Annotated in this window: 21 protein-coding genes and 2 rRNA genes; 16 read left to right on the top strand and 7 right to left on the bottom strand. The window is 70.6% G+C overall.

Going from position 1 to position 23,667, the window contains the following annotated elements:
• Window positions 1–11: 11 nt before the first annotated feature.
• Window positions 12–1,229 carry an FAD-dependent oxidoreductase gene (locus ACUYMY_RS16255; protein WP_481704557.1) on the top strand — a complete coding sequence of 406 codons (1,218 nt, stop codon included), beginning with the start codon at window positions 12–14 and terminating at the stop codon, window positions 1,227–1,229.
• Between the two features lie 110 nt (window positions 1,230–1,339).
• Here the strand turns inward: ACUYMY_RS16255 and gluQRS are convergent, their stop codons facing one another.
• The 3 genes from gluQRS to ACUYMY_RS16240 are packed head-to-tail and all read right to left on the bottom strand — an operon-like array spanning window position 1,340 to window position 3,594.
• Window positions 1,340–2,275 (bottom strand): tRNA glutamyl-Q(34) synthetase GluQRS, encoded by a 936-nt coding sequence (gene gluQRS / locus ACUYMY_RS16250; RefSeq protein WP_481704556.1) that lies wholly within the window; start codon window positions 2,273–2,275, stop codon window positions 1,340–1,342.
• A 43-nt stretch (window positions 2,276–2,318) separates the two neighbouring features.
• Window positions 2,319–3,086 (bottom strand): hypothetical protein, encoded by a 768-nt coding sequence (locus ACUYMY_RS16245; protein ID WP_481704555.1) that lies wholly within the window; start codon window positions 3,084–3,086, stop codon window positions 2,319–2,321.
• Between the two features lies 1 nt (window position 3,087).
• A complete protein-coding gene (locus tag ACUYMY_RS16240) occupies window positions 3,088–3,594 on the bottom strand; it encodes an RNA polymerase sigma factor (protein WP_481704554.1) in 507 nt (168 codons plus the stop codon).
• Window positions 3,595–3,759: 165 nt separating this feature from the next.
• Here ACUYMY_RS16240 and ACUYMY_RS16235 point away from each other — a divergent pair, with 165 nt between their 5' ends.
• From ACUYMY_RS16235 to ACUYMY_RS16210, 6 genes are all read left to right on the top strand, one after another.
• Entirely contained in the window at window positions 3,760–4,281 is a 522-nt protein-coding gene (locus ACUYMY_RS16235; RefSeq protein WP_481704553.1) for a MarR family winged helix-turn-helix transcriptional regulator, read from the top strand.
• A complete protein-coding gene (locus tag ACUYMY_RS16230) occupies window positions 4,278–5,105 on the top strand; it encodes an SGNH/GDSL hydrolase family protein (protein WP_481704552.1) in 828 nt (275 codons plus the stop codon). Before ACUYMY_RS16235 ends, ACUYMY_RS16230 begins: the two co-directional genes overlap by 4 nt.
• Window positions 5,106–5,299: 194 nt before the next feature.
• The gene (locus tag ACUYMY_RS16225; protein ID WP_481704551.1) at window positions 5,300–5,653 is read left to right on the top strand and encodes an ArsR/SmtB family transcription factor; all 354 of its coding nucleotides are present in this window, start codon (window positions 5,300–5,302) and stop codon (window positions 5,651–5,653) included.
• A gap of 24 nt (window positions 5,654–5,677) precedes the next feature.
• A complete protein-coding gene (locus ACUYMY_RS16220; protein WP_481704550.1) occupies window positions 5,678–6,661 on the top strand; it encodes a TIGR03086 family metal-binding protein in 984 nt (327 codons plus the stop codon).
• A complete protein-coding gene (locus tag ACUYMY_RS16215) occupies window positions 6,654–7,094 on the top strand; it encodes an SRPBCC family protein (protein ID WP_481704549.1) in 441 nt (146 codons plus the stop codon). The genes ACUYMY_RS16220 and ACUYMY_RS16215 overlap by 8 nt, the downstream gene beginning before the upstream one ends.
• A 105-nt stretch (window positions 7,095–7,199) precedes the next feature.
• Window positions 7,200–8,210 (top strand): NHL repeat-containing protein, encoded by a 1,011-nt coding sequence (locus ACUYMY_RS16210; RefSeq protein WP_481704548.1) that lies wholly within the window; start codon window positions 7,200–7,202, stop codon window positions 8,208–8,210.
• Here the strand turns inward: ACUYMY_RS16210 and ACUYMY_RS16205 are convergent.
• Window positions 8,188–9,072, bottom strand: a complete 885-nt coding sequence (locus tag ACUYMY_RS16205) for an NmrA/HSCARG family protein (RefSeq protein WP_481704547.1) — start codon at window positions 9,070–9,072, stop codon at window positions 8,188–8,190. The two genes, ACUYMY_RS16210 and ACUYMY_RS16205, sit on opposite strands and share 23 nt — an antisense overlap.
• A gap of 53 nt (window positions 9,073–9,125) precedes the next feature.
• Window positions 9,126–9,938 carry an enoyl-CoA hydratase/isomerase family protein gene (locus ACUYMY_RS16200; protein WP_481704546.1) on the bottom strand — a complete coding sequence of 271 codons (813 nt, stop codon included), beginning with the start codon at window positions 9,936–9,938 and terminating at the stop codon, window positions 9,126–9,128.
• Between the two features lie 116 nt (window positions 9,939–10,054).
• On the opposite strand from ACUYMY_RS16200, the gene ACUYMY_RS16195 reads away from it, so the two are divergent.
• From ACUYMY_RS16195 to ACUYMY_RS16185, 3 genes are read left to right on the top strand one after another with little or no spacing between them, the layout of a single operon-like run.
• Window positions 10,055–11,161: a glutathione S-transferase family protein gene (locus ACUYMY_RS16195; protein ID WP_481704545.1), complete on the top strand. Its 1,107-nt coding sequence runs from the start codon at window positions 10,055–10,057 to the stop codon at window positions 11,159–11,161.
• Entirely contained in the window at window positions 11,158–11,961 is an 804-nt protein-coding gene (locus tag ACUYMY_RS16190; protein ID WP_481704544.1) for a gamma-glutamyl-gamma-aminobutyrate hydrolase family protein, read from the top strand. The genes ACUYMY_RS16195 and ACUYMY_RS16190 overlap by 4 nt, the downstream gene beginning before the upstream one ends.
• Entirely contained in the window at window positions 11,958–13,046 is a 1,089-nt protein-coding gene (locus tag ACUYMY_RS16185) for an enoyl-CoA hydratase/isomerase family protein (RefSeq protein WP_481704543.1), read from the top strand. Before ACUYMY_RS16190 ends, ACUYMY_RS16185 begins: the two co-directional genes overlap by 4 nt.
• 62 nt (window positions 13,047–13,108) lie before the next feature.
• Here ACUYMY_RS16185 and ACUYMY_RS16180 read toward each other — a convergent pair whose 3' ends face one another.
• Window positions 13,109–15,169: an acyl-CoA dehydrogenase family protein gene (locus ACUYMY_RS16180; RefSeq protein ID WP_481704542.1), complete on the bottom strand. Its 2,061-nt coding sequence runs from the start codon at window positions 15,167–15,169 to the stop codon at window positions 13,109–13,111.
• Between the two features lie 74 nt (window positions 15,170–15,243).
• Window positions 15,244–16,131 carry an alpha/beta fold hydrolase gene (locus ACUYMY_RS16175; RefSeq protein ID WP_481704541.1) on the bottom strand — a complete coding sequence of 296 codons (888 nt, stop codon included), beginning with the start codon at window positions 16,129–16,131 and terminating at the stop codon, window positions 15,244–15,246.
• Between the two features lie 288 nt (window positions 16,132–16,419).
• Here ACUYMY_RS16175 and rpmB point away from each other — a divergent pair, with 288 nt between their 5' ends.
• The 6 genes from rpmB (at window position 16,420) to ACUYMY_RS16145 (ending at window position 23,593) form a co-directional block, all read left to right on the top strand.
• Window positions 16,420–16,656 carry a 50S ribosomal protein L28 gene (gene rpmB, locus ACUYMY_RS16170; RefSeq protein WP_481704540.1) on the top strand — a complete coding sequence of 79 codons (237 nt, stop codon included), beginning with the start codon at window positions 16,420–16,422 and terminating at the stop codon, window positions 16,654–16,656.
• A complete protein-coding gene (gene rpmG, locus ACUYMY_RS16165; protein ID WP_043122011.1) occupies window positions 16,656–16,826 on the top strand; it encodes a 50S ribosomal protein L33 in 171 nt (56 codons plus the stop codon). The genes rpmB and rpmG overlap by 1 nt, the downstream gene beginning before the upstream one ends.
• 4 nt (window positions 16,827–16,830) lie before the next feature.
• Complete coding sequence (gene rpsN, locus ACUYMY_RS16160) at window positions 16,831–17,136, top strand: 30S ribosomal protein S14 (protein ID WP_077491113.1); 306 nt, start codon at window positions 16,831–16,833, stop codon at window positions 17,134–17,136.
• Window positions 17,137–17,274: 138 nt separating this feature from the next.
• Entirely contained in the window at window positions 17,275–17,901 is a 627-nt protein-coding gene (locus ACUYMY_RS16155; protein WP_481704539.1) for an MBL fold metallo-hydrolase, read from the top strand.
• Window positions 17,902–18,459: 558 nt separating this feature from the next.
• Window positions 18,460–19,982 (top strand): 16S ribosomal RNA (locus ACUYMY_RS16150).
• A gap of 481 nt (window positions 19,983–20,463) precedes the next feature.
• A 23S ribosomal RNA gene (locus ACUYMY_RS16145) occupies window positions 20,464–23,593 on the top strand.
• The 16S and 23S rRNA genes sit together here, the layout of an rRNA operon.
• Window positions 23,594–23,667 lie beyond the last annotated feature (74 nt).

The following is a 23,667-nucleotide window of genomic DNA, read 5'->3' as shown; positions in this document are numbered from 1 at the left end:
TCGTACGCGGCATGCGCGACCCCGAGACGCACCACGCGGTGATCGTGGGCGGCGGCCCCGTGGGCCTGTGCCTCGCGGTGCTGCTCGCCCAGGCGGGCGTCGGCGTCGTCGTGCTCGAGGCCCGGCCCGAGAGGCTGCGGCACTCGCGCTCGATCGGCATCCACCCGCCGGGGCAGCGCGTCCTCGCCCGCGCCGGGGTCCTGGACGAGGTGGCGGCGCAGGCCGTCCGCATCGCCGAGGGTTCGGCGCGCACGCGTGGGCTGCGGGGCGGGAGCCGCGAGATTGCGCGCCTCACGCTCGAGCCCCCGGTCCTCGCCGTGCCCCAGTGGCGCACCGAGGAGGCCCTCGAGGCCCGGCTGGCCCGGCTCGCGCCCAGTGCGCTGCGGCGGGGGATGCGCGCGGTGGGCCTCGTGCGGGAGGCCGACGGCGCCGTCGTGCGCTGCGAGAACGGGCAAGACCAGCTGACGGTGGCCGGCCGCTGGGTCGTCGCGGCCGACGGCGCGCGCTCGCCGATGCGGGGCGCGCTCGGCATTCCCATCCGGGAGCGGACGCTGCCCGACACCTACGTCATGGGCGACTTCGCGGACAGGACCGGCGACGGGGCCGCCGCGGTCCTGCATCTCGAGCCGGGCGGGATCGTCGAGTCCTTCCCGCTGCCGGGCGGCGTGCGGCGCTGGGTGGCCCACACCGACCGCCTCTGGGCCGGCCCCACTCCGCGGGGGCTCGCGCGGCTCGTCGCGGAGCGGACCGGGGCCCGGCTCGATCCGCGGACCTGCACGATGCTCAGCGCCTTCGCCGTGACGGAGCGGCTCGCGGCCCGGATGCGGGCCGGGCGTGTCCTGCTCGTGGGGGACGCCGCGCACGAGGTGAGCCCGATCGGCGGGCAGGGCATGACCCTCGGGTGGCTCGACGCCGAGGCCTTCGCGCCGCTCATCGTCGCGGACGTGCTGAGTGCGGACCGACGAGGGGCGGACCGATCGGGAGCCGACGTGCCGCGAGCGGGGCCTCGTGGCCCCGGCGAGCCCGCATGGCCCGAGCTCTGGGCCGCCGCGGAGCGCGAGCGGCTGCGCGGGGCGGACCTCGCGGCGCGGCAGGCCAGGCGCAACATGGCCCTCGGCCGGCCGATGCCGCCCACCGCCATGGCCGCCCGCAACGCCGTGGTCGGGGTGCTCTACCGGGTCCCGTGGGCCGCGGGCCGCACGGCGCGGCGGTTCACAATGCAGGGCTGACGCCACGATGAAGGGCTGACCGCGATGCAGGGCTGAGGCCGCGCCCGCCACACTCTCGGCTCCCCCCGCAATTGTCGGCTACGCGTCGGTGCGAGGCGCCGGAAGCGGCCTCAACTCGACAATTCCGGGCTGGGGAGGTGGGGGTGGGGGCGCTGCGGCAGAAGCTCGGCCGGCTCCAGGACCCACGGGTCCCGCGGGAGGTCTTGGGGCCGGAACACGGCGAGGGCCTCGGGCAGCGTCCCGGGCAGCCCGAGCGAGGAGAGCAGGAGCTCCGTCACCCGGCCGGCCGGCACGCCCGCCGCCACGAGCTCCGCGAGCGTCACGGCGCCGTCGCGCTTCGCGAGCCGCCGCCCGGCGGGGTTGAGCACGAGGGGGACGTGCGCGTACTCCGGCACGGGGATGCCGAGGAGCCCCGAGAGGTACGCCTGGCGGGGCGTCGAGGGCAGGAGGTCGTCGCCGCGGACCACCTGGTCCACGCCCTGCGCGGCGTCGTCGACCACCACCGCGAGGTTGTACGCGACGACCCCGTCGTTGCGGCGCAGCACGAAGTCGTCGACGATCCCCGCGTACCGCCCGTGCAGGGCGTCCGTCACGGCCCACTCGGTGACCGACGCGCGGAGGCGGACGGCCGCGGGCCGCTCCGCCCGCCGTCGTGCGCGCTCCGCCTCGGTGAGGTCCCGGCACGTGCCCGGGTACGCGCCGAGCGGGGCGTGCGGCGCGCTCGGCGCCTCCTGGATCTCACGGCGCGTGCAGTAGCACTCGTACGTGAGACCGGCCGCCGTGAGCCGCGTGATCGCGGCCTCGTAGAGCGCGCCGCGCTCGGTCTGCCGGACCACCTCGCCGTCCCAATCGAGGCCGACGGCGGCGAGGTCCCGCAGCTGGACCTCCTCGGCTCCCGCGCGGGCGCGGTCGAGGTCCTCGACGCGCACGAGGAAGCGGCGCCCGCTCGCGCGGGCGAAGAGCCACGCGAGCAGCGCCGTGCGCAGGTTCCCCACGTGGAGCTCCCCCGAGGGGCTCGGGGCGAAGCGGCCGGCGCCTGGACTCATGGGCTCAAGGCTAGTACCGTCCCCGGGCCCGCTTCCGAAGCGCCTACCCCTGATGCGGGGGCGTCCCGATGAGTCCCTGCATGTTCTCCACCGGAATGCCGGCCGAGGTGAAGGCGCTCTCCATGGACCGCTGGCGTTCCGCGGCGCCGGCCGCGGGCGGGATGCTCCAGTCGTGGGTCGCCAGGTCCATGGTGTGGATGAAGTACCCCCCGCTGGCCCGGGCGTAGAGGAACGTCCGCGAGATGTCCGGGGCCAGGCCATGGTCAACCCAGTACTTCTTGCCCTCCTCGGTCAGGGCGAAGGCCATCCAGCCGTTCGTGCAGCCCAGGACCCGGAAGTCGTGGGGCCGCTCGCGGAGGGCCGCCGGAACCGGATAGGGGCCCGCGGGGAGCGCGTCGATCCTGGAGACGCTGCAGTCGGCGCTGGCCGAGGACGGGTCGGCGGCAGGCGAGGTCTCCGGCAATGTGGGAGCGGGCGTGGTTGCGGGGGCCACCGGGGTCACGGGGGCGGACAGGGTCGGGGTCGAGGCTGGAGCCACGGGCGGCGTAGGCCTCGGCACGAGCACGCCGATCCCCACGACCGCCGCCACCACGGCAGCGGCCAGTCCGAGTCCCGTCCACTGCACGGCCGTCCACCGGCCCTCGGCGGGGACTCCGTCGGCGGGATCTTCGGTGTCCGGGGTTTCCGCAGCGGGGCCGGGCAGGGAAGGGAGGAGGATCGTCTCGGGCGTGCGAGCCTCCTGGAGCGGGGAGCGGCCCTCGCGGTCGGGGACGGGGTTGATGTCCTGGATCATGCGTCGGATCGCGTCCATGTCAGTCCTCGCTCTCTGGGCGGAGGTGCGCCGGGAGCGCCCGCGCGAAGGCCTTGCGCGCCCTGTGCAGCCGGACGCCCGCGTTCGAGCCGGTGCAGCCGAGAACCTGCCCGATCTCGGCCAGGCTCAGGCCTTCCCAGTAGGACAGCATGAGGACCTCCCTGTCTTTCTCTCTCAGTCGGGACAGCGCGGCCGCCACCAGGGCCTGCTCGGCCGAGGCGTGCGTTTGGCTCTCCGTTCGCAGCGACTCGGCGAGCCGCGCCTCGAGCTGCCGGGCCCGCGCTCGTCCGCGGTACTCGTTGCCGATCAGGTTCCGAGCCACGGCAAGCAGCCAGCCCAGCGCCGGATCGGGAACCTCGTCTGCCTTCTGCCACGCGACGCGGAACACGTCCGCGGCGAGTTCCCGCGCCGTCTCCTCCGAGGCGACCCGGCGCCGCACGAACGCGAGCACGCGCCCATGGAACGCCTCGTGCCAGGCCGTCAGCCTCTTCTCCTGCTCCCTCAGCATGAACCCCCCCGTTGGCCTGTGCCGGCGCCGGCGGTCACGTCGTCCAGCCGTGCATCGGGCAAGTTTCCGGTCCTGGGCAGATCCTTACACCCCGTGTGGGCTTCCCGCGGCGGTTCTCGCCGGGCGAGCCGAGAGGCAGATCCCAAACGCCTATGCTTGATATCCGTGACGGAACCCCGCTGGCTGAACGCCCAGGAGCGCCGGGCCTGGCTGGCCCTGCTGAGTGTGAACACCCTGCTGCCGGCTGCGCTCGACGCCCACCTCACCTCGCTCAACCGGCTCTCGCTCTTCGACTACGACGTCCTCGCGATGCTCAGCGAGGCCGAGGGCCGCTCGCTGCCGATGAAGGAGCTGGCCTCGCGCACGTCGGCGTCCCTCTCGCGGCTCTCGCACGTCGTGACCAAGCTGCAGGCGCGCGGCTGGATTGACCGCCAGCCCTCGCCCGACGACGCCCGCGTCACCACGGCGCACCTGACCGACGAGGGCTGGGAGACGATCGTCGAGCTCGCCCCGATCCACGTCGAGCGCGTGCGCGAGCTCATCTTCGACGCCCTCGATGGCGACGACGTGCGGCGCCTCGCCGAGATCGCGGAGAAGATCGTGGCCCGGCTCGATGACCGGAACTGGATCTTCCGCGACACCGCGCGGGCCGAGGCGCTCGCGGACGACGGCGGGAGCCCGGCGTGAGCGGGGACGTCACCGCGGGCTCGACCCGAGAATCGACCTCGGGATCCACACCGGGCTCGACTCCAGTCTTCACCGCGCGCTTCGTCGCCCTCGGGGACTCGTTCACCGAGGGGCTCGGCGACCCGGACCCCTCGCGGCCCAACGGCGTGCGCGGCTGGGCGGACAGGGTGGCCGAGCAGCTCCAGGCCGCTGATCCGCGCCTCGGCTACGCGAACCTCGCGATCCGCGGCCGCAAGATGCGCCAGGTCCTCACCGAGCAGCTCGACGCCGCGCTCGCCCTCGAGCCCACGCTCGTGACCCTCTACGCGGGGGCCAACGACATCTTCCGCCCGACCATCGACATCGACGGCCTCCTCGCCGAGTACGACGCCGCCGTCGCCCGCCTCGTGGGGGCGGGCGCGCGGGTGCTGCTCTTCACGGGCTTCGACGCCGGCTCGTCCAAGGTCTTCGGCACGATGCGCGGCCGCACCGCGATCTACAACGAGCAGGTCCGTTGGATCGCCGACAGGCACGGCGCCACGATCGTGGACTACTGGCGCTTCCACGAGTTCCAGGACTGGCGCATGTGGGACCTGGACCGCATGCACATGTCCTCCCTCGGGCACGCGACGATGGCCAACCGCGTCCTCGAGGTCCTCGAGCACGAGGGCCTGGCCGAGGTCCCCGAGACGCCCGAGCTGCCGGTCCTGACTCGCTCACAGCAGCTGCGCGCCAACGCGGTCTGGGTCCGCGAGCATGCCGGCCCGTGGGTCATGCGCCGCCTCACGGGCCGCTCCTCGGGGGATGGCATCAGCCCGAAGTACGCGGACCTCGTGCGCCTCTAGGGGCCGGAGGCCTCTGCCTCCGAACTGCCCGCTCCCGACGACGAGGCGTCTCGCCCTTCCGCGCGTCCCGCCTCCCTCGCGACGAGGCGTCTCACGTCCTCCGCCGCCGATCCCTCCACGACCCGCCCCACGAATCGCCCCCCGACCCCCCACGACCCTTGACCCAATGCGTTAGCCGTTGCTAACGTATTTTCATGCCGGATCTGCTGGAGGTCGCCGCCGAGCCCACGCGGCGCAGGCTCCTCGCACTGCTCGCCGCGGGGGAGCAGTCCGTCACGCCGCTGGCCGAGCAGTTCGAGGTCTCCCGGTCCGCGATCTCCCAGCACCTCCTGCTCCTCGCCGAGGTCGGCCTCGTCGAGGCGCGCAAGGAGGGCCGCAACCGCTACTACCGGCTCGTGCCCGAGGGCATGGACCGCCTGCGCGAGCAGGTGGCCGTGTTCTGGGCCCGCGAGCTCGACGTCCTCGTCGCCGACGCCCAGGCGCTGGCCTCCGGCCGCGTACCCGAGGGCGCCGCCTCCCCCGAACCCCCGCAGCAGCGCCAACCCTGACCCGCCGCCAACCCAAGGAGCGTCATGTCCTTCACCCAGACCGTGTTCCTCCCCGTCAGCCCGGACGAGGCCTTCGCGCTCGTCACGCAGCCCGAGCGGCTGCGGCGCTGGCAGACCGTGACCGCCCGCGTCGACCTGCGGGCCGGCGGCGAGTACCGCTGGACGGTCGTCCCCGGCCACCACGCGGCGGGCAGGTTCACCGAGGTCGAGCCGGGCCGCGTGGTCGCCTTCACGTGGGGCTGGGAGGGTTCCGAGGACCTCGCGCCCGGCGCCTCGACCGTGACGATCACCCTCGAGCCGGCCGACGGCGGCACGAACCTCACGCTCGACCACACTGGCCTCGACGCCGCCCAGACGGCGAGCCACGCCGAGGGCTGGAACCACTTCCTCGGCCGCCTCGTGGCGCTGGCCGAGTCAGGGGACGCCGGCCCGGACGAGTGGGCCGCCGTCCCCCCGGACCTGAACCGCCTCACCGCCGCCGATGCCTCCGCCGCCGTCCTCTCGCGCGTGCTCACCGGGGTCGGGGCGGCGCAGCAGTCCCTGCCCACGCCGTGCGCGGACTACGACGTTGCGGCCCTGACCGGGCACCTGCGCGGGAGCATCGTGAGCATCGGCGCGGCGCTCGGCGCGGACCTCCCGGCGGACGACGCTGGCGGCACGGTCGAGGCGCGCATCGCCGCCGTCGTCCAGCCCACGCTCGAGGCCTTCGCGCGGCGCGGCCTCGACGGCGAGGTCGACATGGGCTTCGCCGTCATGCCGGCCGCGGCCGTGGCGAACATCCTCACCCTCGAGCTCCTCGTCCACGCGTGGGACTACGCGACTGCCCTCGGCCGGCGGGTCGAGGTCTCCGCGGAGCTCTCGGAGTACGTCCTCGGCCTCGCCGAGGAGACGATCAGCCACCAGGTCCGCGCGAGCGGCGCCTTTGCCGAGGCGCAGCTCGTGGACGAGTCCGCCCACGCCCTCGACCGGCTGGTCGCCTTCACGGGGCGGGTGCCCTCCCGTGGTTGACGTCCAGACCTCCGCGATCATCCACCGCCCCCGCGCCGAGGTCGCGGCCTACGCCGCGGACCCCGACAATGCCCCCGAGTGGTACGCCAACATCCACTCGGCCGCATGGCGCTCGCCCAAGCTGCTCGCCGTCGGAAGCGAGGTGGACTTCCGCGCCCGCTTCCTCGGCCGCGACCTCGCCTACACCTACCGGATCGAGGAGTACGTGCCCGGCGAGCGGCTCGTCATGGCGACGGCGCAGGGCCCCTTCCCGATGCGGACCACCTACACGTGGAAGGACGACGGCGAGGGCGGCACCGTCATGACGCTCGCCAATGCGGGGGAGCCGAGCGGCTTCGCGGCCATCGCCGCGCCGGTCATGGAGGCGGCGATGCGCCGCGCGAACACCAAGGACCTCGCCAAGCTCAAGGGGATCCTCGAGGGCCGGGCATAGGGCCCGGCCAGGGCCAGAAGCAGGCGCAGGCGCAGCCACCGCGACCGCCCAAGGAACGCTGCTCGGGGCCTCGACAGGGCGGCCGGGGCCTGCCCACGATGGCTTATGGACACCCCAGCCCCTTCCTTCCGTCCCTCTGCCCTGTCCGGGCTTGCCACCGCGCAGCCCCTGACGCGGCGGGCGGTGCTCGCCGCCGCCGTGGCGGGCGCCGGCGTCGTCCTCGCGGCCCCGGGCGCGGCCGCCGCGTCGCGCCGCGCGGTTCCCGCCCCGGAGACCGTGGCCGTGCCGGTCGGCTTCCGGCCCGAGGGGATCACCTCGGGGCCCGGCACGCGCTTCTACGTCGGCTCGCTCGCGGACGGGCGGATCCGCGCCGGCGACCTCCTGACCGGCCAGTCCTCGGTCCTCCTCCCGGGCGCGACCGGGCGGTCCCTGCGCGGGCTGCGCTGGGACGCGCGGACCGGGTACGTGTGGGCCGTGGGCAGCGTGGGCCCGGACTCCTTCGTCTGGGCGGTCGACGGCGGCACGGGCGCCGTCGTCTCGGCGACGCCCGTACCGGGGGCGCGGTTCCTCAACGACATCGACCTGACCGCCGGCGCCGCCTGGGTCACCGACTCGATGCTCAGCCGGCTCACCCGGGTCGACGCCCCGGGCGGCGTGCCCACGGGCGCCGCGGCGACGTTCCTGGCGCTCGGCGGGGCCTGGCCCGTCGTGGCCGGCTTCAGCGCCAACGGCGTGCGCGCCCTCCCCGACGGCTCGCTCGTGCTCAACAACTCGACCGCGGGCGGGCTGTGGCGCGTCCCGCTCCCGAGCGGCGCCGTCGAGCCGATCCCCGTCTCGGGCGGTCCCGGCATCATCGGCGGCGACGGCTTCGAGCTCGACGGGTCGGTCCTGTACAACGTGCGCGGCGCCGGGCCGGACTCGGTCGCCGTCGTGGTTCTCGCGCACGACGGCGGGTGGACGGCGAAGTGGGCCGGGAACCGGACCGACGAGACCCTCAGCGTCCCCTCGACGGCGACGGTGGCCGGCGGCTGGCTGTGGGCCGTCAACGCCCGCTTCGGCGTGGTGCCCGACGCGGCCACGGCGGACTACTGGATCACGAGGCTCCCCGCGAAGTAGCCCGCACATGCTCGTCCATCCACTCCCGGACGGTCCGGGCCTCGGGCAGGATCGCGCGGGCAGTGTCGGTCGACATGTCGAACTGGCCGGTGCGCAGCCAGCGCCACATCGTCGTGAGGTCGTCGCCGACAAACCGCTCGAAGAGCCATTGCGGCATGGGCAGGCCGCGGGGCCGGCGCCCCGTGGCCTCTTGCCACAGGCCGCGGCACTCGTCGATCGACTGCACGTCAGAGGCGAGGCCCAGAACGGCCCCGCCCCACCTCTCCGGGTCGCCGAAGGCGCGCGCGGCGATCGCGCCGAGGTCGTCGACGCACAGCCAGGCGACTGGCCTGCCGGAGCCCATGAGCTGGGGCATGAGGTGCCACACGGCCAGGGGCGGGTAGAAGCCCTTGTCCGTCATGAGCTCCATGAAAGCCGTCGGCCGCAGGACGGTCAGCCGCAGGCCCGCGTCGCGGAAGCGCCGCGCGACGGTGAGCTTTGAGTCCCAGGAACCGACTCCCGTGGGGGTGTCGCCCACGCCTGCCGCCCCGTAGACGACGTGCCCGATGCCTGCGTCCGCCGCCGCCAGGGCGACATTGGAACCCTGACGCACCTCCGCCTCGAGGCTGCTCGTCATGGGGTTCTGGACGTTGAAGAGGCCGTGCGCGCCGGCGAACGCCGGCCGCAGGGACGCGACGTCCTCCGTATCCACGCGCATGACCTCGGCCCCGAGGTCCCGGAGCGCGGCCGCCTTGGCTCCCGCCGGATTGCGGGTCAGGGCCCGCACGCGCCATCCTTCCTTCAGCAGGTGGTGCACGACGGCGAAGCCCTGCCGACCCGTCGCGCCTACCACGGCCACCGTCTCGTCGCGGGGAGGGGACATGGCTCACAGTATGGCACCGGGGCCGCGCCGCGGCACGGGGCCGTCCAGCCGCGCTACCTCCCGGTGAACACGGCCGCGCGCTTCTCGAGGAAGGCGGAGGTCCCCTCGCGCATGTCCGCGGTCGTGAAGGCCTCGCGGAAGGCGTCGGCCTCGTCCTCGAGGCCCTGGGCCGTCGGGCGGCCCGTCGCCCTGCTGATGGCGTGCTTGGCGATGCCGACGGCGGCCGGGGCCTTCTGCGCGATCTCGCCGAGCGTCTCGCGTGCGGCCGCGAGGAGCTGCTCGCGGGTGCCCAGGACGCGGTTGACCAGCCCGAGCCGCAGCGCCTCGTCGGCGTCGATGCGCCGGCCCGTGTAGATGAGCTCGCGCGCAGGGCCGAGGCCGATGCGCTGGGGGAGGCGCACCGAGCCCCCGAAACCCGGGACGAGCCCCAGGTTGACCTCGGGCTGGCCGAACCGCGCGGCCTCGGAGGCGTAGATGAAGTCGCACGCGAGGGCGAGCTCGCAGCCGCCGCCCAGGGCGAACCCGTCGACCGCCGCGACGACCGGCACGGGCAGCTTCTCGATCAGGAGCGTCACGGCCTGCATCGAGCGGGAGTACTCGGCCGCCTCGTCCGGCTCCATGCCGGACATCTCCCGGATGTCGGCGCCCGCGACGAACGCCTTGCCGCCCGCCCCCGTGACGATCACGCCGCGGACCGGCCACCCGGCGTCGTGCCGGCACGAGTCCTGGATCGCCGTGAACGCCTTCCACAGCTCCGCGACGACCTCCTGGGAGAGCGCGTTGAGCGCGTCGGGCCGGTCCACGGTGAGGGTTGCGATGCTCTCGGTCACGTCGAGCTGAAGGGTCGCGTAGCTGCCGAAGTCCATGGGTCACGTCCTCGCCGTCGATGGGTAGCGTCCGCGCCCCACGCTACGTGGCGGGCGGACCAACCGAAACCTGCAAAGCGGCTCCGGCCGCGCCGCCCGGGGCTAGGCTGGGCAGCATGGCTCAGGAAACCGCCGGAAGGCAGGGCACTCCGTACAGCACGCGGGGCTCCTATGTGCACACGGGGGAGGAGTTCACCCGGGACACGAACTACATCGAGGACCGCATCACGCGGGACGGCATGTTCCCGCCCGGCACCCCGGCCCCAGAGGGGGCCAAGGCGTGGCCGGTCGAAGCCGGCCGCTACCGGCTCGTCGCGGCGCGGGCCTGCCCGTGGGCCAACCGGACGGTGATCGTGCGCCGGCTCCTCGGGCTCGAGGACGCCATCTCGCTGGGCCTCCCCGGCCCCACCCACGACTCCCGTTCCTGGACCTTCGACCTCGACCCCGACGGCCGCGACCCCGTCCTCGGCATCGAGCGCCTCCAGGAGGCCTACTTCCGCCGCTTCCCCGACTACCCCCGCGGCATCACGGTCCCGGCGATCGTGGACGTGCCGAGCGGCGCCGTCGTCACCAACAACTACCCCCAGATCACCCTCGACTTCTCCGGCGAGTGGACGGCCTTCCACCGCGTCGGGGCGCCGGACCTCTACCCGGAGGAGCTCCGCGACGAGATCGACGACGTCAACGCCCGGGTGTTCGCCGACGTCAACAACGGGGTGTACCGCTGCGGCTTCGCGGGCTCGCAGGCCTCGTACGAGCGCGCCTACACCCGCCTGTGGGACACGATGGACTGGCTCGAGGAGCGGCTCACCGGCCGGCGCTACCTCGTCGGGGACACGATCACCGAGGCGGACGTCCGCCTCTTCACGACCCTCGCGCGCTTCGACGCCGTCTACCACGGGCACTTCAAGTGCAACCGGAACAAGCTCACCGAAATGCCGGCCCTCTGGGCCTACGCCCGGGACCTCTTCCAGACGCCCGGCTTCGGCGACACGATCGACTTCGTGCAGATCAAGCAGCACTACTACATCGTCCACGAGGACATCAATCCGACGCAGATCGTCCCGGCGGGCCCCGACCTCTCAGGCTGGCTGGCCCCGCACGGGCGCGAGGCGCTCGGCGGCCGGCCCTTCGGCGACGGTACGCCGCCCGGCCCGGTCCGCGAGGACGAGCGCGTCGCCGCGGGCCACAACCCGCTGTACCCGGCGGGGGGCGCGCCGTGAGCGGCGACGACGTGACTGCCGGCCCCGCGCCGCGCATCGCGGTCACGTACGCGGGCACGGCGGCGTCCCACGAGCCGTGGTTCCACGCGAAGGTCAACCGGCTCGCGGCCGCCGCCGCGGCGGGCCTGCGCCTGGTGGGCGCGGAGGCCGTCATGCTCGACGCCGCCGACCCGGACACCGCGGAGACCCTCGGCCCGGGCCTGGCGGAGGAGGTCGACGGCGTCCTCGTGATGGGCGGCGGCGACGTGGACCCGGAGCTCTACGGCGGCGACGCGGGGCACCCCACGATCACGTCGGTGGACCGGGGGGCGGACGACGCCGAGGCCCGCCTCGTGCGCGCGGCGCTCGACGCGGGCCGGCCGGTCCTGGGCATCTGCCGCGGGCTGCAGCTCGTCAACGTGGTCCGCGGCGGCACGCTGCACGAGCACCTCGGCACCGGGATGCACCGCAACGACGCCGACCGGCAGGGCCCGATGTTCCAGCACGACGTCGAGATCAGCCCCGGCACGCGTCTCTTCGCGGTCCTCGGGCCCGAGCTGCGGGTCGTCTCGGGCCACCACCAGGCCGTCAACCGGCTCGGCGAGGGCCTGCGGGTCTCGGCGGTGGCGCCCGACGGCGTCGTCGAGGCCATCGAGACGACCGACCCCTCCGAGTGGCTCGTCGGGATCCAGTGGCACCCCGAGGACAGCCAGACCGAGCAGGCCTCGCCCGGGCAGCTCGTGGCGATCTTCGGCGCCTTCGCCGCCGCGTGCCGCCAGTGGGCCCGAGACCGGCGGGGTCCGGGCCGGGACGCCCAGTGACCTCCCACGTCCGCGTCGAGACCCACGGGCCGCTCGGGATCATCACGCTCGAGAGGCCCAAGGCCCTCAACTCTTTCGACCGCCGCATGGTCCTCGATCTCGAGGGGGCGCTGCTCGAGTGGGCCGGCGCGCCCGAGGTGCGCGCCGTCGTCGTGCGCGGCGCGGGGAGGGGACTCTGCGCGGGCGGCGACGTCCGGGCCCTGCGCGACGGCCCGGACGAGGACGCCGTCGCGTTCTGGGCCGACGAGTACCGGCTCAACGGCCTCGTCGCGGCGTACCCGAAGCCGTACGTCGCGCTCATGGACGGGATCACGATGGGCGGCGGGCTCGGGATCTCCGCGCACGGCTCGGTGCGGGTCGTGACGGAGCGCACGTCCGTGGCCATGCCGGAGACGCGGATCGGCTTCACCCCCGATGTCGGGATGGCCAAGCTCCTCGCAGCGGCGCCGGGGGAGCTGGGCACGCACCTCGCGCTCACGTCGTCGCCGGCGACGGGCGCCGACGCCCTCGCCCTCGGCTGGGCGGATCACCTCGTGCCCTCGGAGCGCCTCGGCGAGGGCGGCGAGGCGCTCATCGGCCGGCTCGCCGAGCGGTTCGCGGGGCTCGACGTGGACGATCTGCCGGGCGGGGCGGACGTCGCGATCGCGCACGACGCCGTGCGCGGCCTCGCGCTGGACGCCGCGGATCCGCGGCTGGTCGCCCCCCTCGCCGCCGAGCGCGAGTGGATCGACGAGGCCTATGCCGGCGACGACGCGCAGACGATCCTCGACCGGCTCGACGAGCTCGCAACGGCGATGGATGGAGGTTCCGGGCACGCCGGCGCGCGGGCGGCCGCCGCGGCGATGCGCGAGGTCTGCCCGTTCTCGGTCGTGCTGACGCTCGAGTCGCTGCGCCGGGCCGCCCTCATGGACCTGGCCGACGTGTTCGCCCAGGACCTGAGGCTCGGGACGGCCCTCATCGCCCGCGGCGACATGCGCGAGGGGATCCGGGCGCTCCTCGTGGACAAGGACGGCGCCCCGCGGTGGAACCCGGCCCGGATCGAGGACGTCGACCCGGCGGAGGTCAAGGCGGCGTTCGGCGGGTAGGCGGCAGGGCGGGGTACCACGGCGGGGGACCGATCCGAGCGAGGTCGCGGCACCGCCTGCGTCTACGTGATGCGCCGGTGCTGGTTCGGCTTGGTGCTCCGGCCCTCGGTGCGCGGGGCGATCCAGGGCCCCGTCCCCTCCGACGGGTCGATGACGCCCTCCTCGAGCCACGCGAAGTCCCCGGCGAGGACGCGGCGCGCGAGGCGGCGGTCGGCGTCGTCCGTGTTGTCCCAGAGCGCGCCGAAGAGCGCCTCGACGCGCAGCCGTGCCTGGGTGCAGAAGGCGTCGGCAAGGTCCCGCGCGGTCGCGGCACCGGCGCCGCCTTCGGCGCGGAGATGCTCCGCGCGGCTGCACGTGGCCGCCATCGCGAAGAGCTCGGCGCCGATGTCCACGACCCGCCCGAGGAAGGACTGCCGGTGCTCGAGCCGCGCCTGCCAGCGGCCCATGCCCACGAACGTGTGCCGTGCAAGCCGCCGCGAGGCCCGCTCGATGTACCGCAGGTGGCGCCCGAGAGGTCCCCTCTCGCGGAACGAGCGCGGGTCCATGCCCTCCCCGGCGAAGAGCCCCGGCAGCCAGCGGGCGTAGAAGCCCGAGGCGTCCCGGGCGGCCTTGGCCCGCTCTGAGAGGGTCGCGTCCGCACGGGCCAGGTCCCCGGCCACGCTCAGGTGCGCGTCCACGGCCTCCCGGGCGATGAGCAGGCGCATGATCTCCGTCGACCCCTCGAAGATGCGGTTGATCCGCAGGTCCCGCACGAGCTGCTCGGCGGGCACGGCGCGCTCCCCGCGGGCCCGGAGCGAGGCGGCCGTCTCGTAGCCGCGCCCGCCGCGGATCTGCACGAGCTCGTCGGCGATCTGGTACGCCATCTCGGAGGACCAGAGCTTCGCGAGCGCCGCCTCGATGCGGACGTCCTTCTGTCCGGAGTCGGCGAGGGCGGCGGAGAGCTCGAAGACGGACTCGAGGGCGAACGCGGTCGCGGCGATGAACGCGACCTTCGTGGCGACGGCCTCGTGCTCGCCGATCGGGCGGCCCCACTGGACCCGGACGGAGGACCACTCGCGCGCGATCTTGAGCGACCACTTGGCGCCCGCGGCGCACAGGGCGGGGATCGAGAGCCGGCCCGTGTTGAGCGTCGTGAGGGCGATCTTGAGCCCCTTGCCCTCGCCGCCCACGCGGTTCGCGACCGGGACGCGCACGGCGTCGAACCGCGTGACGCCGTTCTCCAGGCCCTTGAGCCCCATGAACGTGTTGCGGTTCTCGACCGTGATGCCGGGGGAGTCCATCTCGACGACGAAGGCCGTGATCCCGCCCTTGCCCGCCGGCTCGTCGCCGGCCGCCTCGTGCGGCAGCACCTTGGCCATGATCACGACGAGCTCCGCGATGACCCCGTTCGTCGTCCACAGCTTCGAGCCGTCGAGGATGTAGCTGAGCCCGTCCTCGGCGAGCGTCGCCGTCGTCGTGAGCCGCGCCGGGTCGGAGCCGACGTCGGGCTCGGTGAGGAGGAAGGCGGTCACCGCGCCCGCGGCGCAGCGCGGCAGGAACGCCTGCTTCTGGGCGACGGTGCCGAAGAGCTTGACCGGCTCGGGGACGCCGATCGACTGGTGCGCCGAGAACAGCGCGCCGAGGCTCGGGTGCACCGAGCCGATGATCATGAGCGCGCGCCCGTAGTACGCGAGCGAGAGCCCGAGCCCGCCGTACTGCTTGGGCACCTTCATGCCGAACGCCCCGATGTCCGCGAACGCGCGCAGGTACTCGTCCGGGATCCTGTCCTCGGCCTCGATGCGCGTGCCGTCCATGGTCCGCGTGAGCTGCTCGAGGCGGCGCAGGAACTCCTCGCCCTCCTCGACGGTCCCGGCGGGCGGGGCCGGCTGCGGGTGGATGAGGTTCCACTGGAAGTCGCCGAGGTAGAGCGCCTTGGCGAAGCTCGGGCGCTGCCACTCGGTCTCGCGGCCGGCCTCGGCGACGGCGCGGGCCTCCTCCCAGCCCGGCTCGCGCTGCTCGGTGGGCTCTGCGAGGTCGGCGAGCCCCGTGGGGTCGCTGGGCACGGTGGGATCGGCAGGGCCAGCGCGTCCGCCATCAGCGGCGGGATCCTTCCCCGCTCCAGTCCGATGGGTGTCGGTGGTCATGGCAGCCCCCTCGTCCGCGGGGCCGCCGTGGGCCGGTGACCCGTTCAGCTGTCGTCCCATCATAGGCACGGGGGCTACCGGTCGGTAGGGGCTGCCTTCCCGTTGTCTGCAGCGTCGGCCAGGGCGAGCAGTGCGGCCGCGCACGCCTCGGGGGCCTCCCAGTGCACCATGTGCCCGGCCCCGGGGACGCTCGTGAGCCGCCAGGATGGATGCGCGGCGAGGAAGGCCTCGATCTCCTCGGGCGGACGCGTCCGGTCGCCAGCCCCGAGCACGACGGCGGTCGGCGCCGTGATGCGGTCCGGCACCTCGCGCGCCACGCCGTCCAGTGCCGCCCGGAGCGAGCCGCGGAGCACGGGACCGGGGATGCGGAACGCGGCCTCGAGCTCGCGCCGGAAGGCGGGGTCGAGGTCGCTGTCGAGGACCCCGTCGCCGTACCACCCGCGAAGGACGACGTCGACTGCGGCCTGGGCGGGCCCGTCGCCCCGGTCCCCGCCCTGGTCGTCACCCATGTCCCCGCCCTGCCCGTCCTCGGGGCCGCCACCGCCCGCCTCGGGCTCGAGGAAGAGCGAGGTCAGCCGGGCCCGGGCCGCGGCGCTCGGGGCCACGGGCACCATGCCCACGAGCCCGAGCCCCGCGACGAGCTCGGGCCGGCGCGCTGCCAGCGTCGCGGCCACTGAGCCGCCGAGCGAATGCCCCACGACCAGCGCAGGCGAGCCCACGCGCACGAGTCGCTCCGCCACGGCGTCGGCCGCCGCCTCCAGATCCCAAGGCGCCGCATCCGGCCAGGCGCCCTCCCGCCCCCCCGCGGCAGGCGCCTCGGCAGGCGGGTAGCCCGGCAGCGGCGGGGCGAGGACCTCATGTCCGGCCGCCCGGAGGAGGCCGGCGAGCGGGGCCCAGTAGGATGTCGGGCAGGCCCAGCCGTGCAGCAGGACGAACGGCCGGGGCCGCGACGGGCGTCTCATGCCCCCAGCCTAGGAGGGCCCCCAGCGCCCGGACGGAGGCCGGGACCCGGATCTGATTTGCGGGCCCCACGCGAGCCGCCTAGTATTTAAGGCTGTCGTATGCAGTGGAGTCCACTTCTCGGCACTGAAGTCACCGTCTAACCGCGGCGAGGAACTTCGGCTGGTTCTCACCCCGCCTGGTCACCCTCCGGAAAGCTGCAGAACGAACGGTGCATCGAGGTGGCGGGACGCATCTGCGGACCGCCATTTTTACTGCAACTGTTTGACTACACCTTGGAGGAGCGAAACATGGCAGCGCATTGCCAGGTGACCGGGGCATCGCCCGCGTTCGGTCACACGATCTCTCACTCGCACCGCCGCACCAAGCGTCGGTTCGACCCGAACATCCAGAAGAAGCGCTACTGGGTCCCGTCCCTGCGCCGCAACGTCACCCTGACGGTGTCGGCCCGTGGCATCAAGACCATCGACGTCCGCGGCATTGACGCGGTCGTCGCCGAGCTGCTTGCGAAGGGTGTGAAGCTCTAATGGCCAAGAAGGACAAGGACGCGCGTCCGATCATCAAGCTCAAGTCGACGGCAGGCACGGGCTACACCTACGTGACCCGCAAGAACCGCCGCAACGACCCGGATCGTCTCGTCATGAAGAAGTACGACCCGGTCGTCCGCAAGCACGTCGACTTCCGAGAGGAGCGCTAATCACATGGCCAAGAAGTCCAAGATTGCTCGCAACGAGCAGCGCAAGGTGATCGTTGACCGCTACGCCGCGAAGCGTGCCGAGCTCAAGAAGACGCTCATCGACGAGAACGCGACCGACGAGGCCCGCGAGGCTGCCCGCCTCGGCCTGCAGAAGCTTCCCCGCGACGCTTCCCCGGTCCGCCTCCGCAACCGCGACCAGATCGACGGCCGTCCGCGCGGCACGTTCCAGAAGTTCGGCATCTCCCGCGTCCGCTTCCGCGAGATGGCGCACAAGGGCGAGCTTCCGGGCGTCACCAAGTCGTCCTGGTAAGGGGCGGCGCCTCGTAGCGCAGTCCTGATCCGTCCGAAGGGGCGGCACCCGCACAGGGTGCCGCCCCTTCGGCATCCCCGGGGCCGCGACGCCGCGCCGGCTCTGGCGCGGACCCCACCGCCGTGGTGGCATGGACCCGTGCAGAGCGTCTACCCCGGAGTGTTCCGCCTCGACCGGAGCCTCGGCTCCAACGGCTACCTCGTCGAGGCGGGGGAGCGGGTGGCAGTGATCGATCCCGGCCTCGCGCCCGGCTTCGGCCGCATCGTGCGGGAGCTCGCGGACGCGCGCGTCTTCGAACGCGTGACCGACATCCTCATCACGCACTACGACCTGGACCATGTGGGCGTGGCCGGGCGGCTCCAGGCTGCCACGGGGTCCACGGTGTGGATCGGGCGGGCCGACGCGGATGTGCTCGAGGGATCGCGCGCCGCCGGCACCGCCTACCGCAGGCTCATCACGCGGATCCCCGTCCGGCCGTTCCCCGGGAGGGTCGAGCGGCTCGACGGCGAGGCCGACGTGTTCCCCGGCGTCCGGGCACTGCCGACTCCCGGGCACACCGACGGCCACGTGTCCTTCATCCGGGGGGAGGTGCTCTTCGCCGGCGATGCCGTCCTCGGGGACGACCGCACTGGCTTCGCGCAGTTCCCGACGTTCCTCACCACGGATCGCGCCGCCGCCCTGCGCTCGGAGGAGTTCCTCCGCGCGCTTGATGCGAGGTGGCTCTGCCCGGGCCACGGGAGGGTCCGCGAGCTCCGGCCGGTGTGAGGTTTCCTCCTCTGCCGCCGAGGTGGGGTGCTGGGTCGCCGAGGTGGGTGCTGGGTCGTCGAGGTGGGGTCTGAGGGCGCGCGGCATCGGCAGTCAAGCGCGACACGCCCGGGCTGCCGACGGATTTGCGGCCATCCCCCAGCACCTGTAATGTTTTCTGAGTCGCCGGGGCGGCCGAGAGAAAGAAAGCGGCCGAGCAGGACGACAAAACCCTTCAGATCAAGCCGAATGGCAGCGCTTCTGCGCGGCTAGAACGGCTGGGACAGGGAATTTCCACGAGGTTCGAATCCGGAAACGGAATTTGCACTGACGGAGAGGCTCTGGTAGGTTTGAGAAGTTGCCTCGGGGAGGCGGCGCGGATGTGGTCCGCGGTTGTTACCCGGGTGTGCCTGTTGTTTGAGAACTCAATAGTGTGCCAAGTTCGTTGATGCCATTTTTTTTGGTTGATACATTGGGCGGCCTGCCCACCCCCGTGGGTGTGGCTGTCTTGTTTTTGCCAGTTTTGGATTTGCTGGCTGGTGTGGGCGTTTTCCCGTCCTGCCGGCTGGTTTTCGTTTTTTGACGGAGAGTTTGATCCTGGCTCAGGATGAACGCTGGCGGCGTGCTTAACACATGCAAGTCGAACGATGAAGCCCTTTCGGGGGTGGATTAGTGGCGAACGGGTGAGTAACACGTGAGCAACCTGCCCTTGACTCTGGGATAAGCCTGGGAAACTGGGTCTAATACCGGATAGGACTCCTCATCGCATGGTGGGGGGTGGAAAGCCTTGTGCGGTCTTGGATGGGCTCGCGGCCTATCAGCTTGTTGGTGGGGTGATGGCCTACCAAGGCGACGACGGGTAGCCGGCCTGAGAGGGTGACCGGCCACACTGGGACTGAGACACGGCCCAGACTCCTACGGGAGGCAGCAGTGGGGAATATTGCACAATGGGCGGAAGCCTGATGCAGCGACGCCGCGTGGGGGATGACGGCCTTCGGGTTGTAAACCCCTTTCAGCAGGGAAGAAGCGGAAGTGACGGTACCTGCAGAAGAAGCGCCGGCTAACTACGTGCCAGCAGCCGCGGTAATACGTAGGGCGCGAGCGTTATCCGGAATTATTGGGCGTAAAGAGCTCGTAGGCGGCTTGTCGCGTCTGCTGTGAAAGCCCGGGGCTCAACCCCGGGTCTGCAGTGGGTACGGGCAGGCTGGAGTGCAGTAGGGGAGACTGGAATTCCTGGTGTAGCGGTGAAATGCGCAGATATCAGGAGGAACACCGATGGCGAAGGCAGGTCTCTGGGCTGTAACTGACGCTGAGGAGCGAAAGCATGGGGAGCGAACAGGATTAGATACCCTGGTAGTCCATGCCGTAAACGTTGGGCACTAGGTGTGGGGGCCATTCCACGGTTTCCGCGCCGCAGCTAACGCATTAAGTGCCCCGCCTGGGGAGTACGGCCGCAAGGCTAAAACTCAAAGGAATTGACGGGGGCCCGCACAAGCGGCGGAGCATGCGGATTAATTCGATGCAACGCGAAGAACCTTACCAAGGCTTGACATGTGCCGGACCGTCCCAGAGATGGGGCTTCCCTTCGGGGCCGGTTCACAGGTGGTGCATGGTTGTCGTCAGCTCGTGTCGTGAGATGTTGGGTTAAGTCCCGCAACGAGCGCAACCCTCGTTCCATGTTGCCAGCACTTGAAGGTGGGGACTCATGGGAGACTGCCGGGGTCAACTCGGAGGAAGGTGGGGACGACGTCAAATCATCATGCCCCTTATGTCTTGGGCTTCACGCATGCTACAATGGCCGGTACAAAGGGTTGCGATACTGTGAGGTGGAGCCAATCCCAGAAAGCCGGTCTCAGTTCGGATTGGGGTCTGCAACTCGACCCCATGAAGTCGGAGTCGCTAGTAATCGCAGATCAGCAACGCTGCGGTGAATACGTTCCCGGGCCTTGTACACACCGCCCGTCAAGTCACGAAAGTCGGTAACACCCGAAGCCGGTGGCCCAACCCCCTGTGGGAGGGAGCCGTCGAAGGTGGGACTGGCGATTGGGACTAAGTCGTAACAAGGTAGCCGTACCGGAAGGTGCGGCTGGATCACCTCCTTTCTAAGGAGCAGCACCGGAAGACGCCCCGCGGCCCCTGGCCGTGGTGGTGGTTGCCGGGATTGATGCAGCCCATTGCGGACCCGTTCGTGGTCCGGTGGGTGCTCGTGGGTGGAACATGAACGGATTCGTGGCCCGTGCCCTGTGGGGCCGGCCCCGGCGAGTACGCCGCAACCTGGTGCTCTCTTTGCAGAGTGTGGGGGTGCGGTGGGAAAGCGTGGGGTCGGTTGCTGTGGGGGTGGGGTCCTTGGCACGCTGTTGGGTCCTGGGGCAACAGTCCCTGGATTGGTGCCCTCCTTCCCGGCGCCCGCGCACGCCGTTGTGTGTGCGTGTGGTGTGGGTTGAGGGGGTTGTTGTTTGAGAACTGTATAGTGGACGCGAGCATCTAGCAATTTTGTCTCTGGCGATGTCTTCGAATGTCGCCGTGATTCGATAGCTGTGTTTTGTAGGACATGCATTGTGTGCGTGTCCTTGGTTTCTTCTGTGTGAAGTTTCCAAGGGCGCACGGTGGATGCCTTGGCATCGGGAGCCGATGAAGGACGTGGGAATCTGCGATAAGCCTGGGGGAGTCGATAACCGGACTGTGATCCCAGGGTGTCCGAATGGGGAAACCCCGCCATGCGCCGCGAGGTGATGTGGTGACCCGCCGTTGAACGCATAGACGGTGTGGGGGGAACGCGGGGAAGTGAAACATCTCAGTACCCGCAGGAAGAGAAAACAAGAGTGATTCCGTCAGTAGTGGCGAGCGAACGCGGATGGGGCCAAACCCGGCGTGTGTGATACCCGGCAGGGGTTGCGCGTCGGGGGTTGTGGGGCTCTGCTTCGGTCATCTGCCGGTGGCCGGGGGTGAGTGCAGGAGTGTAGGCGAACGGTCTTGAAGGGCCGGCCGGAGAGGGTGTGAGTCCCGTAGCCGGAACGCTTGTCTGCCGCCCTTGCGGATGTCCCCAAGTAGCACGGGGCCCGAGGAATCCCGTGCGAATCTGTCAGGACCACCTGATAAGCCTGAATACTACCCGATGACCGATAGCGGACCAGTACCGTGAGGGAAAGGTGAAAAGTACCCCGGGAGGGGAGTGAAACAGTACCTGAAACCGTGCGCCTACAAGCCGTCAGAGCCTCCAGGTGGGGTGATGGCGTGCCTTTTGAAGAATGAGCCTGCGAGTTAGTGCCATGTCGCGAGGTTAACCCGTGTGGGGGAGCCGTAGCGAAAGCGAGTCTGAACAGGGCGTTCAGTGGCGTGGTCTAGACCCGAAGCGGGGTGATCTACCCATGGCCAGGTTGAAGCGACGGTAAGACGTCGTGGAGGACCGAACCCACTTCAGTTGAAAATGGAGGGGATGAGCTGTGGGTAGGGGTGAAAGGCCAATCAAACTCCGTGATAGCTGGTTCTCCCCGAAATGCATTTAGGTGCAGCGTTGCGTGTTTCTTGCCGGAGGTAGAGCTACTGGATGGCCGATGGGCCCCACCAGGTTACTGACGTCAGCCAAACTCCGAATGCCGGCAAGTGAGAGCGCAGCAGTGAGACTGCGGGGGATAAGCTTCGCAGTCGAGAGGGAAACAGCCCAGACCACCGGCTAAGGCCCCCAAGCGTGTGCTAAGTGGGAAAGGATGTGGAGTTGCCCAGACAACCAGGAGGTTGGCTTAGAAGCAGCCACCCTTGAAAGAGTGCGTAATAGCTCACTGGTCAAGTGATTCCGCGCCGACAATGTAGCGGGGCTCAAGCACACCGCCGAAGCCGTGGCAGTGACACACGAACCCAGGACCTTGCGGTTCCAGGGGTGTTGCTGGGTAGGGGAGCGTCGTGCGGGCAGTGAAGCTCCAGGGTGACCTAGGGGTGGAGGCCGCACGAGTGAGAATGCAGGCATGAGTAGCGAAAGACGGGTGGGAAACCCGTCCGCCGGATGATCAAGGGTTCCAGGGTCAAGCTCATCTGCCCTGGGTAAGTCGGGACCTAAGGCGAGGCCGACAGGCGTAGTCGATGGACAACGGGTCGATATTCCCGTACCGGCGAAGGACCGCCCATGCCGGACAGCCGATGCTGACCGCCCAACCCCCGCACCGCCAGTCCTTCGGGACCGGCACCGTGGGGCGCGCGCGGGACCCAGAGCTGCGAGGCAAGCGTATTAACAGGTGTGACGCAGGAAGGCAGCCCGGCCAGGCGATGGTTGACCTGGTCCAAGGACGTAGGGCGCGCGGCAGGCAAATCCGCCGCGCACGAAGCCTGAGATCCGACGGGACCCCCTCACGGGGGGATCGGGTGATCCTATGCTGCCGAGAAAAGCATCGACGCGAGGTCCCAGCCGCCCGTACCCCAAACCGACACAGGTGATCAGGTAGAGAATACCAAGGCGATCGAGAGAATCACGGTCAAGGAACTCGGCAAAATGCCCCCGTAACTTCGGGAGAAGGGGGACCCCGACCGTGGAGGCCGCATGCCGGCCCGAGCGGGCAAGGGTCGCAGAGACCAGGGGGAAGCGACTGTTTACTAAAAACACAGGTCCGTGCGAAGTCGCAAGACGATGTATACGGACTGACTCCTGCCCGGTGCTGGAAGGTTAAGAGGACCCGTCAGCCAGCAATGGCGAAGCGGAGAATTCAAGCCCCAGTAAACGGCGGTGGTAACTATAACCATCCTAAGGTAGCGAAATTCCTTGTCGGGTAAGTTCCGACCTGCACGAATGGAGTAACGACTTCCCCGCTGTCTCGACCGTGAACTCGGCGAAATTGCACTACGAGTAAAGATGCTCGTTACGCGCAGCAGGACGGAAAGACCCCGAGACCTTCACTATAGTTTGGTATTGGTGTTCGGAGCGGCTTGTGTAGGATAGGTGGGAGACTGTGAAGCGGGCACGCCAGTGCCGGTGGAGTCATCGTTGAAATACCACTCTGGTCGCTTTGGACATCTAACCTCGGCCCGTGATCCGGGTCAGGGACAGTGCCTGATGGGTAGTTTAACTGGGGCGGTTGCCTCCCAAAGGGTAACGGAGGCGCCCAAAGGTCCCCTCAGCCTGGTCGGCAACCAGGTGTCGAGTGCAAGTGCACAAGGGGGCTTGACTGTGAGAGAGGCATCTCGAGCAGGGACGAAAGTCGGGACTAGTGATCCGGCGGCTCCTCGTGGAAGGGCCGTCGCTCAACGGATAAAAGGTACCTCGGGGATAACAGGCTGATCTTGCCCAAGAGTCCATATCGACGGCATGGTTTGGCACCTCGATGTCGGCTCGTCGCATCCTGGGGCTGGAGTAGGTCCCAAGGGTTGGGCTGTTCGCCCATTAAAAGCGGTACGCGAGCTGGGTTTAGAACGTCGTGAGACAGTTCGGTCCCTATCCGCTGCGCGCGCAGGAAATCTGAGAAGGGCTGTCCTCAGTACGAGAGGACCGGGACGGACGAACCTCTGGTGTGCCAGTTGTACCGCCAGGTGCACGGCTGGTTGGCTACGTTCGGATGGGATAACCGCTGAAAGCATCTAAGCGGGAAGCCCGCTTCAAGATGAGATTTCCACGGACCTCGTGTCCGGGAGGCCCCCAGCAGACCACTGGGTTGATAGGCCGGACGTGGAAGCAAGGACTGAAGACTTGCGAAGCCGACCGGTACTAATAGGCCGACAACTTCACACACACCCACCCCACCCGGGGTGGCAGGAACACACTGCTCGCGTCCACTCTACGGTCCCCAGACAACAAACCCCCGC

This window comes from Sinomonas sp. T428B, from assembly GCF_056780155.1.
This window is presented reverse-complemented; position numbering and strand designations above follow the sequence as displayed.

Excerpts from the sequence above, each read along its gene's own strand:
- ACUYMY_RS16195 (WP_481704545.1), top strand. The coding sequence starts at position 10,055 with ATGGCTCAGGAAACCGCCGGAAGGCAGGGCACTCCGTACAGCACGCGG.
- ACUYMY_RS16225 (WP_481704551.1), top strand. The coding sequence starts at position 5,300 with ATGCCGGATCTGCTGGAGGTCGCCGCCGAGCCCACGCGGCGCAGGCTC.
- rpmG (WP_043122011.1), top strand. The coding sequence starts at position 16,656 with ATGGCCAAGAAGGACAAGGACGCGCGTCCGATCATCAAGCTCAAGTCG.
- ACUYMY_RS16255 (WP_481704557.1), top strand. The coding sequence starts at position 12 with ATGCGCGACCCCGAGACGCACCACGCGGTGATCGTGGGCGGCGGCCCC.
- ACUYMY_RS16220 (WP_481704550.1), top strand. The coding sequence starts at position 5,678 with ATGTCCTTCACCCAGACCGTGTTCCTCCCCGTCAGCCCGGACGAGGCC.
- ACUYMY_RS16180 (WP_481704542.1), bottom strand. The coding sequence starts at position 15,169 with ATGACCACCGACACCCATCGGACTGGAGCGGGGAAGGATCCCGCCGCT.
- rpsN (WP_077491113.1), top strand. The coding sequence starts at position 16,831 with ATGGCCAAGAAGTCCAAGATTGCTCGCAACGAGCAGCGCAAGGTGATC.
- ACUYMY_RS16200 (WP_481704546.1), bottom strand. The coding sequence starts at position 9,938 with ATGGACTTCGGCAGCTACGCGACCCTTCAGCTCGACGTGACCGAGAGC.
- gluQRS (WP_481704556.1), bottom strand. The coding sequence starts at position 2,275 with ATGAGTCCAGGCGCCGGCCGCTTCGCCCCGAGCCCCTCGGGGGAGCTC.
- ACUYMY_RS16175 (WP_481704541.1), bottom strand. The coding sequence starts at position 16,131 with ATGAGACGCCCGTCGCGGCCCCGGCCGTTCGTCCTGCTGCACGGCTGG.
- ACUYMY_RS16210 (WP_481704548.1), top strand. The coding sequence starts at position 7,200 with ATGGACACCCCAGCCCCTTCCTTCCGTCCCTCTGCCCTGTCCGGGCTT.
- ACUYMY_RS16240 (WP_481704554.1), bottom strand. The coding sequence starts at position 3,594 with ATGCTGAGGGAGCAGGAGAAGAGGCTGACGGCCTGGCACGAGGCGTTC.
- ACUYMY_RS16245 (WP_481704555.1), bottom strand. The coding sequence starts at position 3,086 with ATGGACGCGATCCGACGCATGATCCAGGACATCAACCCCGTCCCCGAC.
- rpmB (WP_481704540.1), top strand. The coding sequence starts at position 16,420 with ATGGCAGCGCATTGCCAGGTGACCGGGGCATCGCCCGCGTTCGGTCAC.
- ACUYMY_RS16205 (WP_481704547.1), bottom strand. The coding sequence starts at position 9,072 with ATGTCCCCTCCCCGCGACGAGACGGTGGCCGTGGTAGGCGCGACGGGT.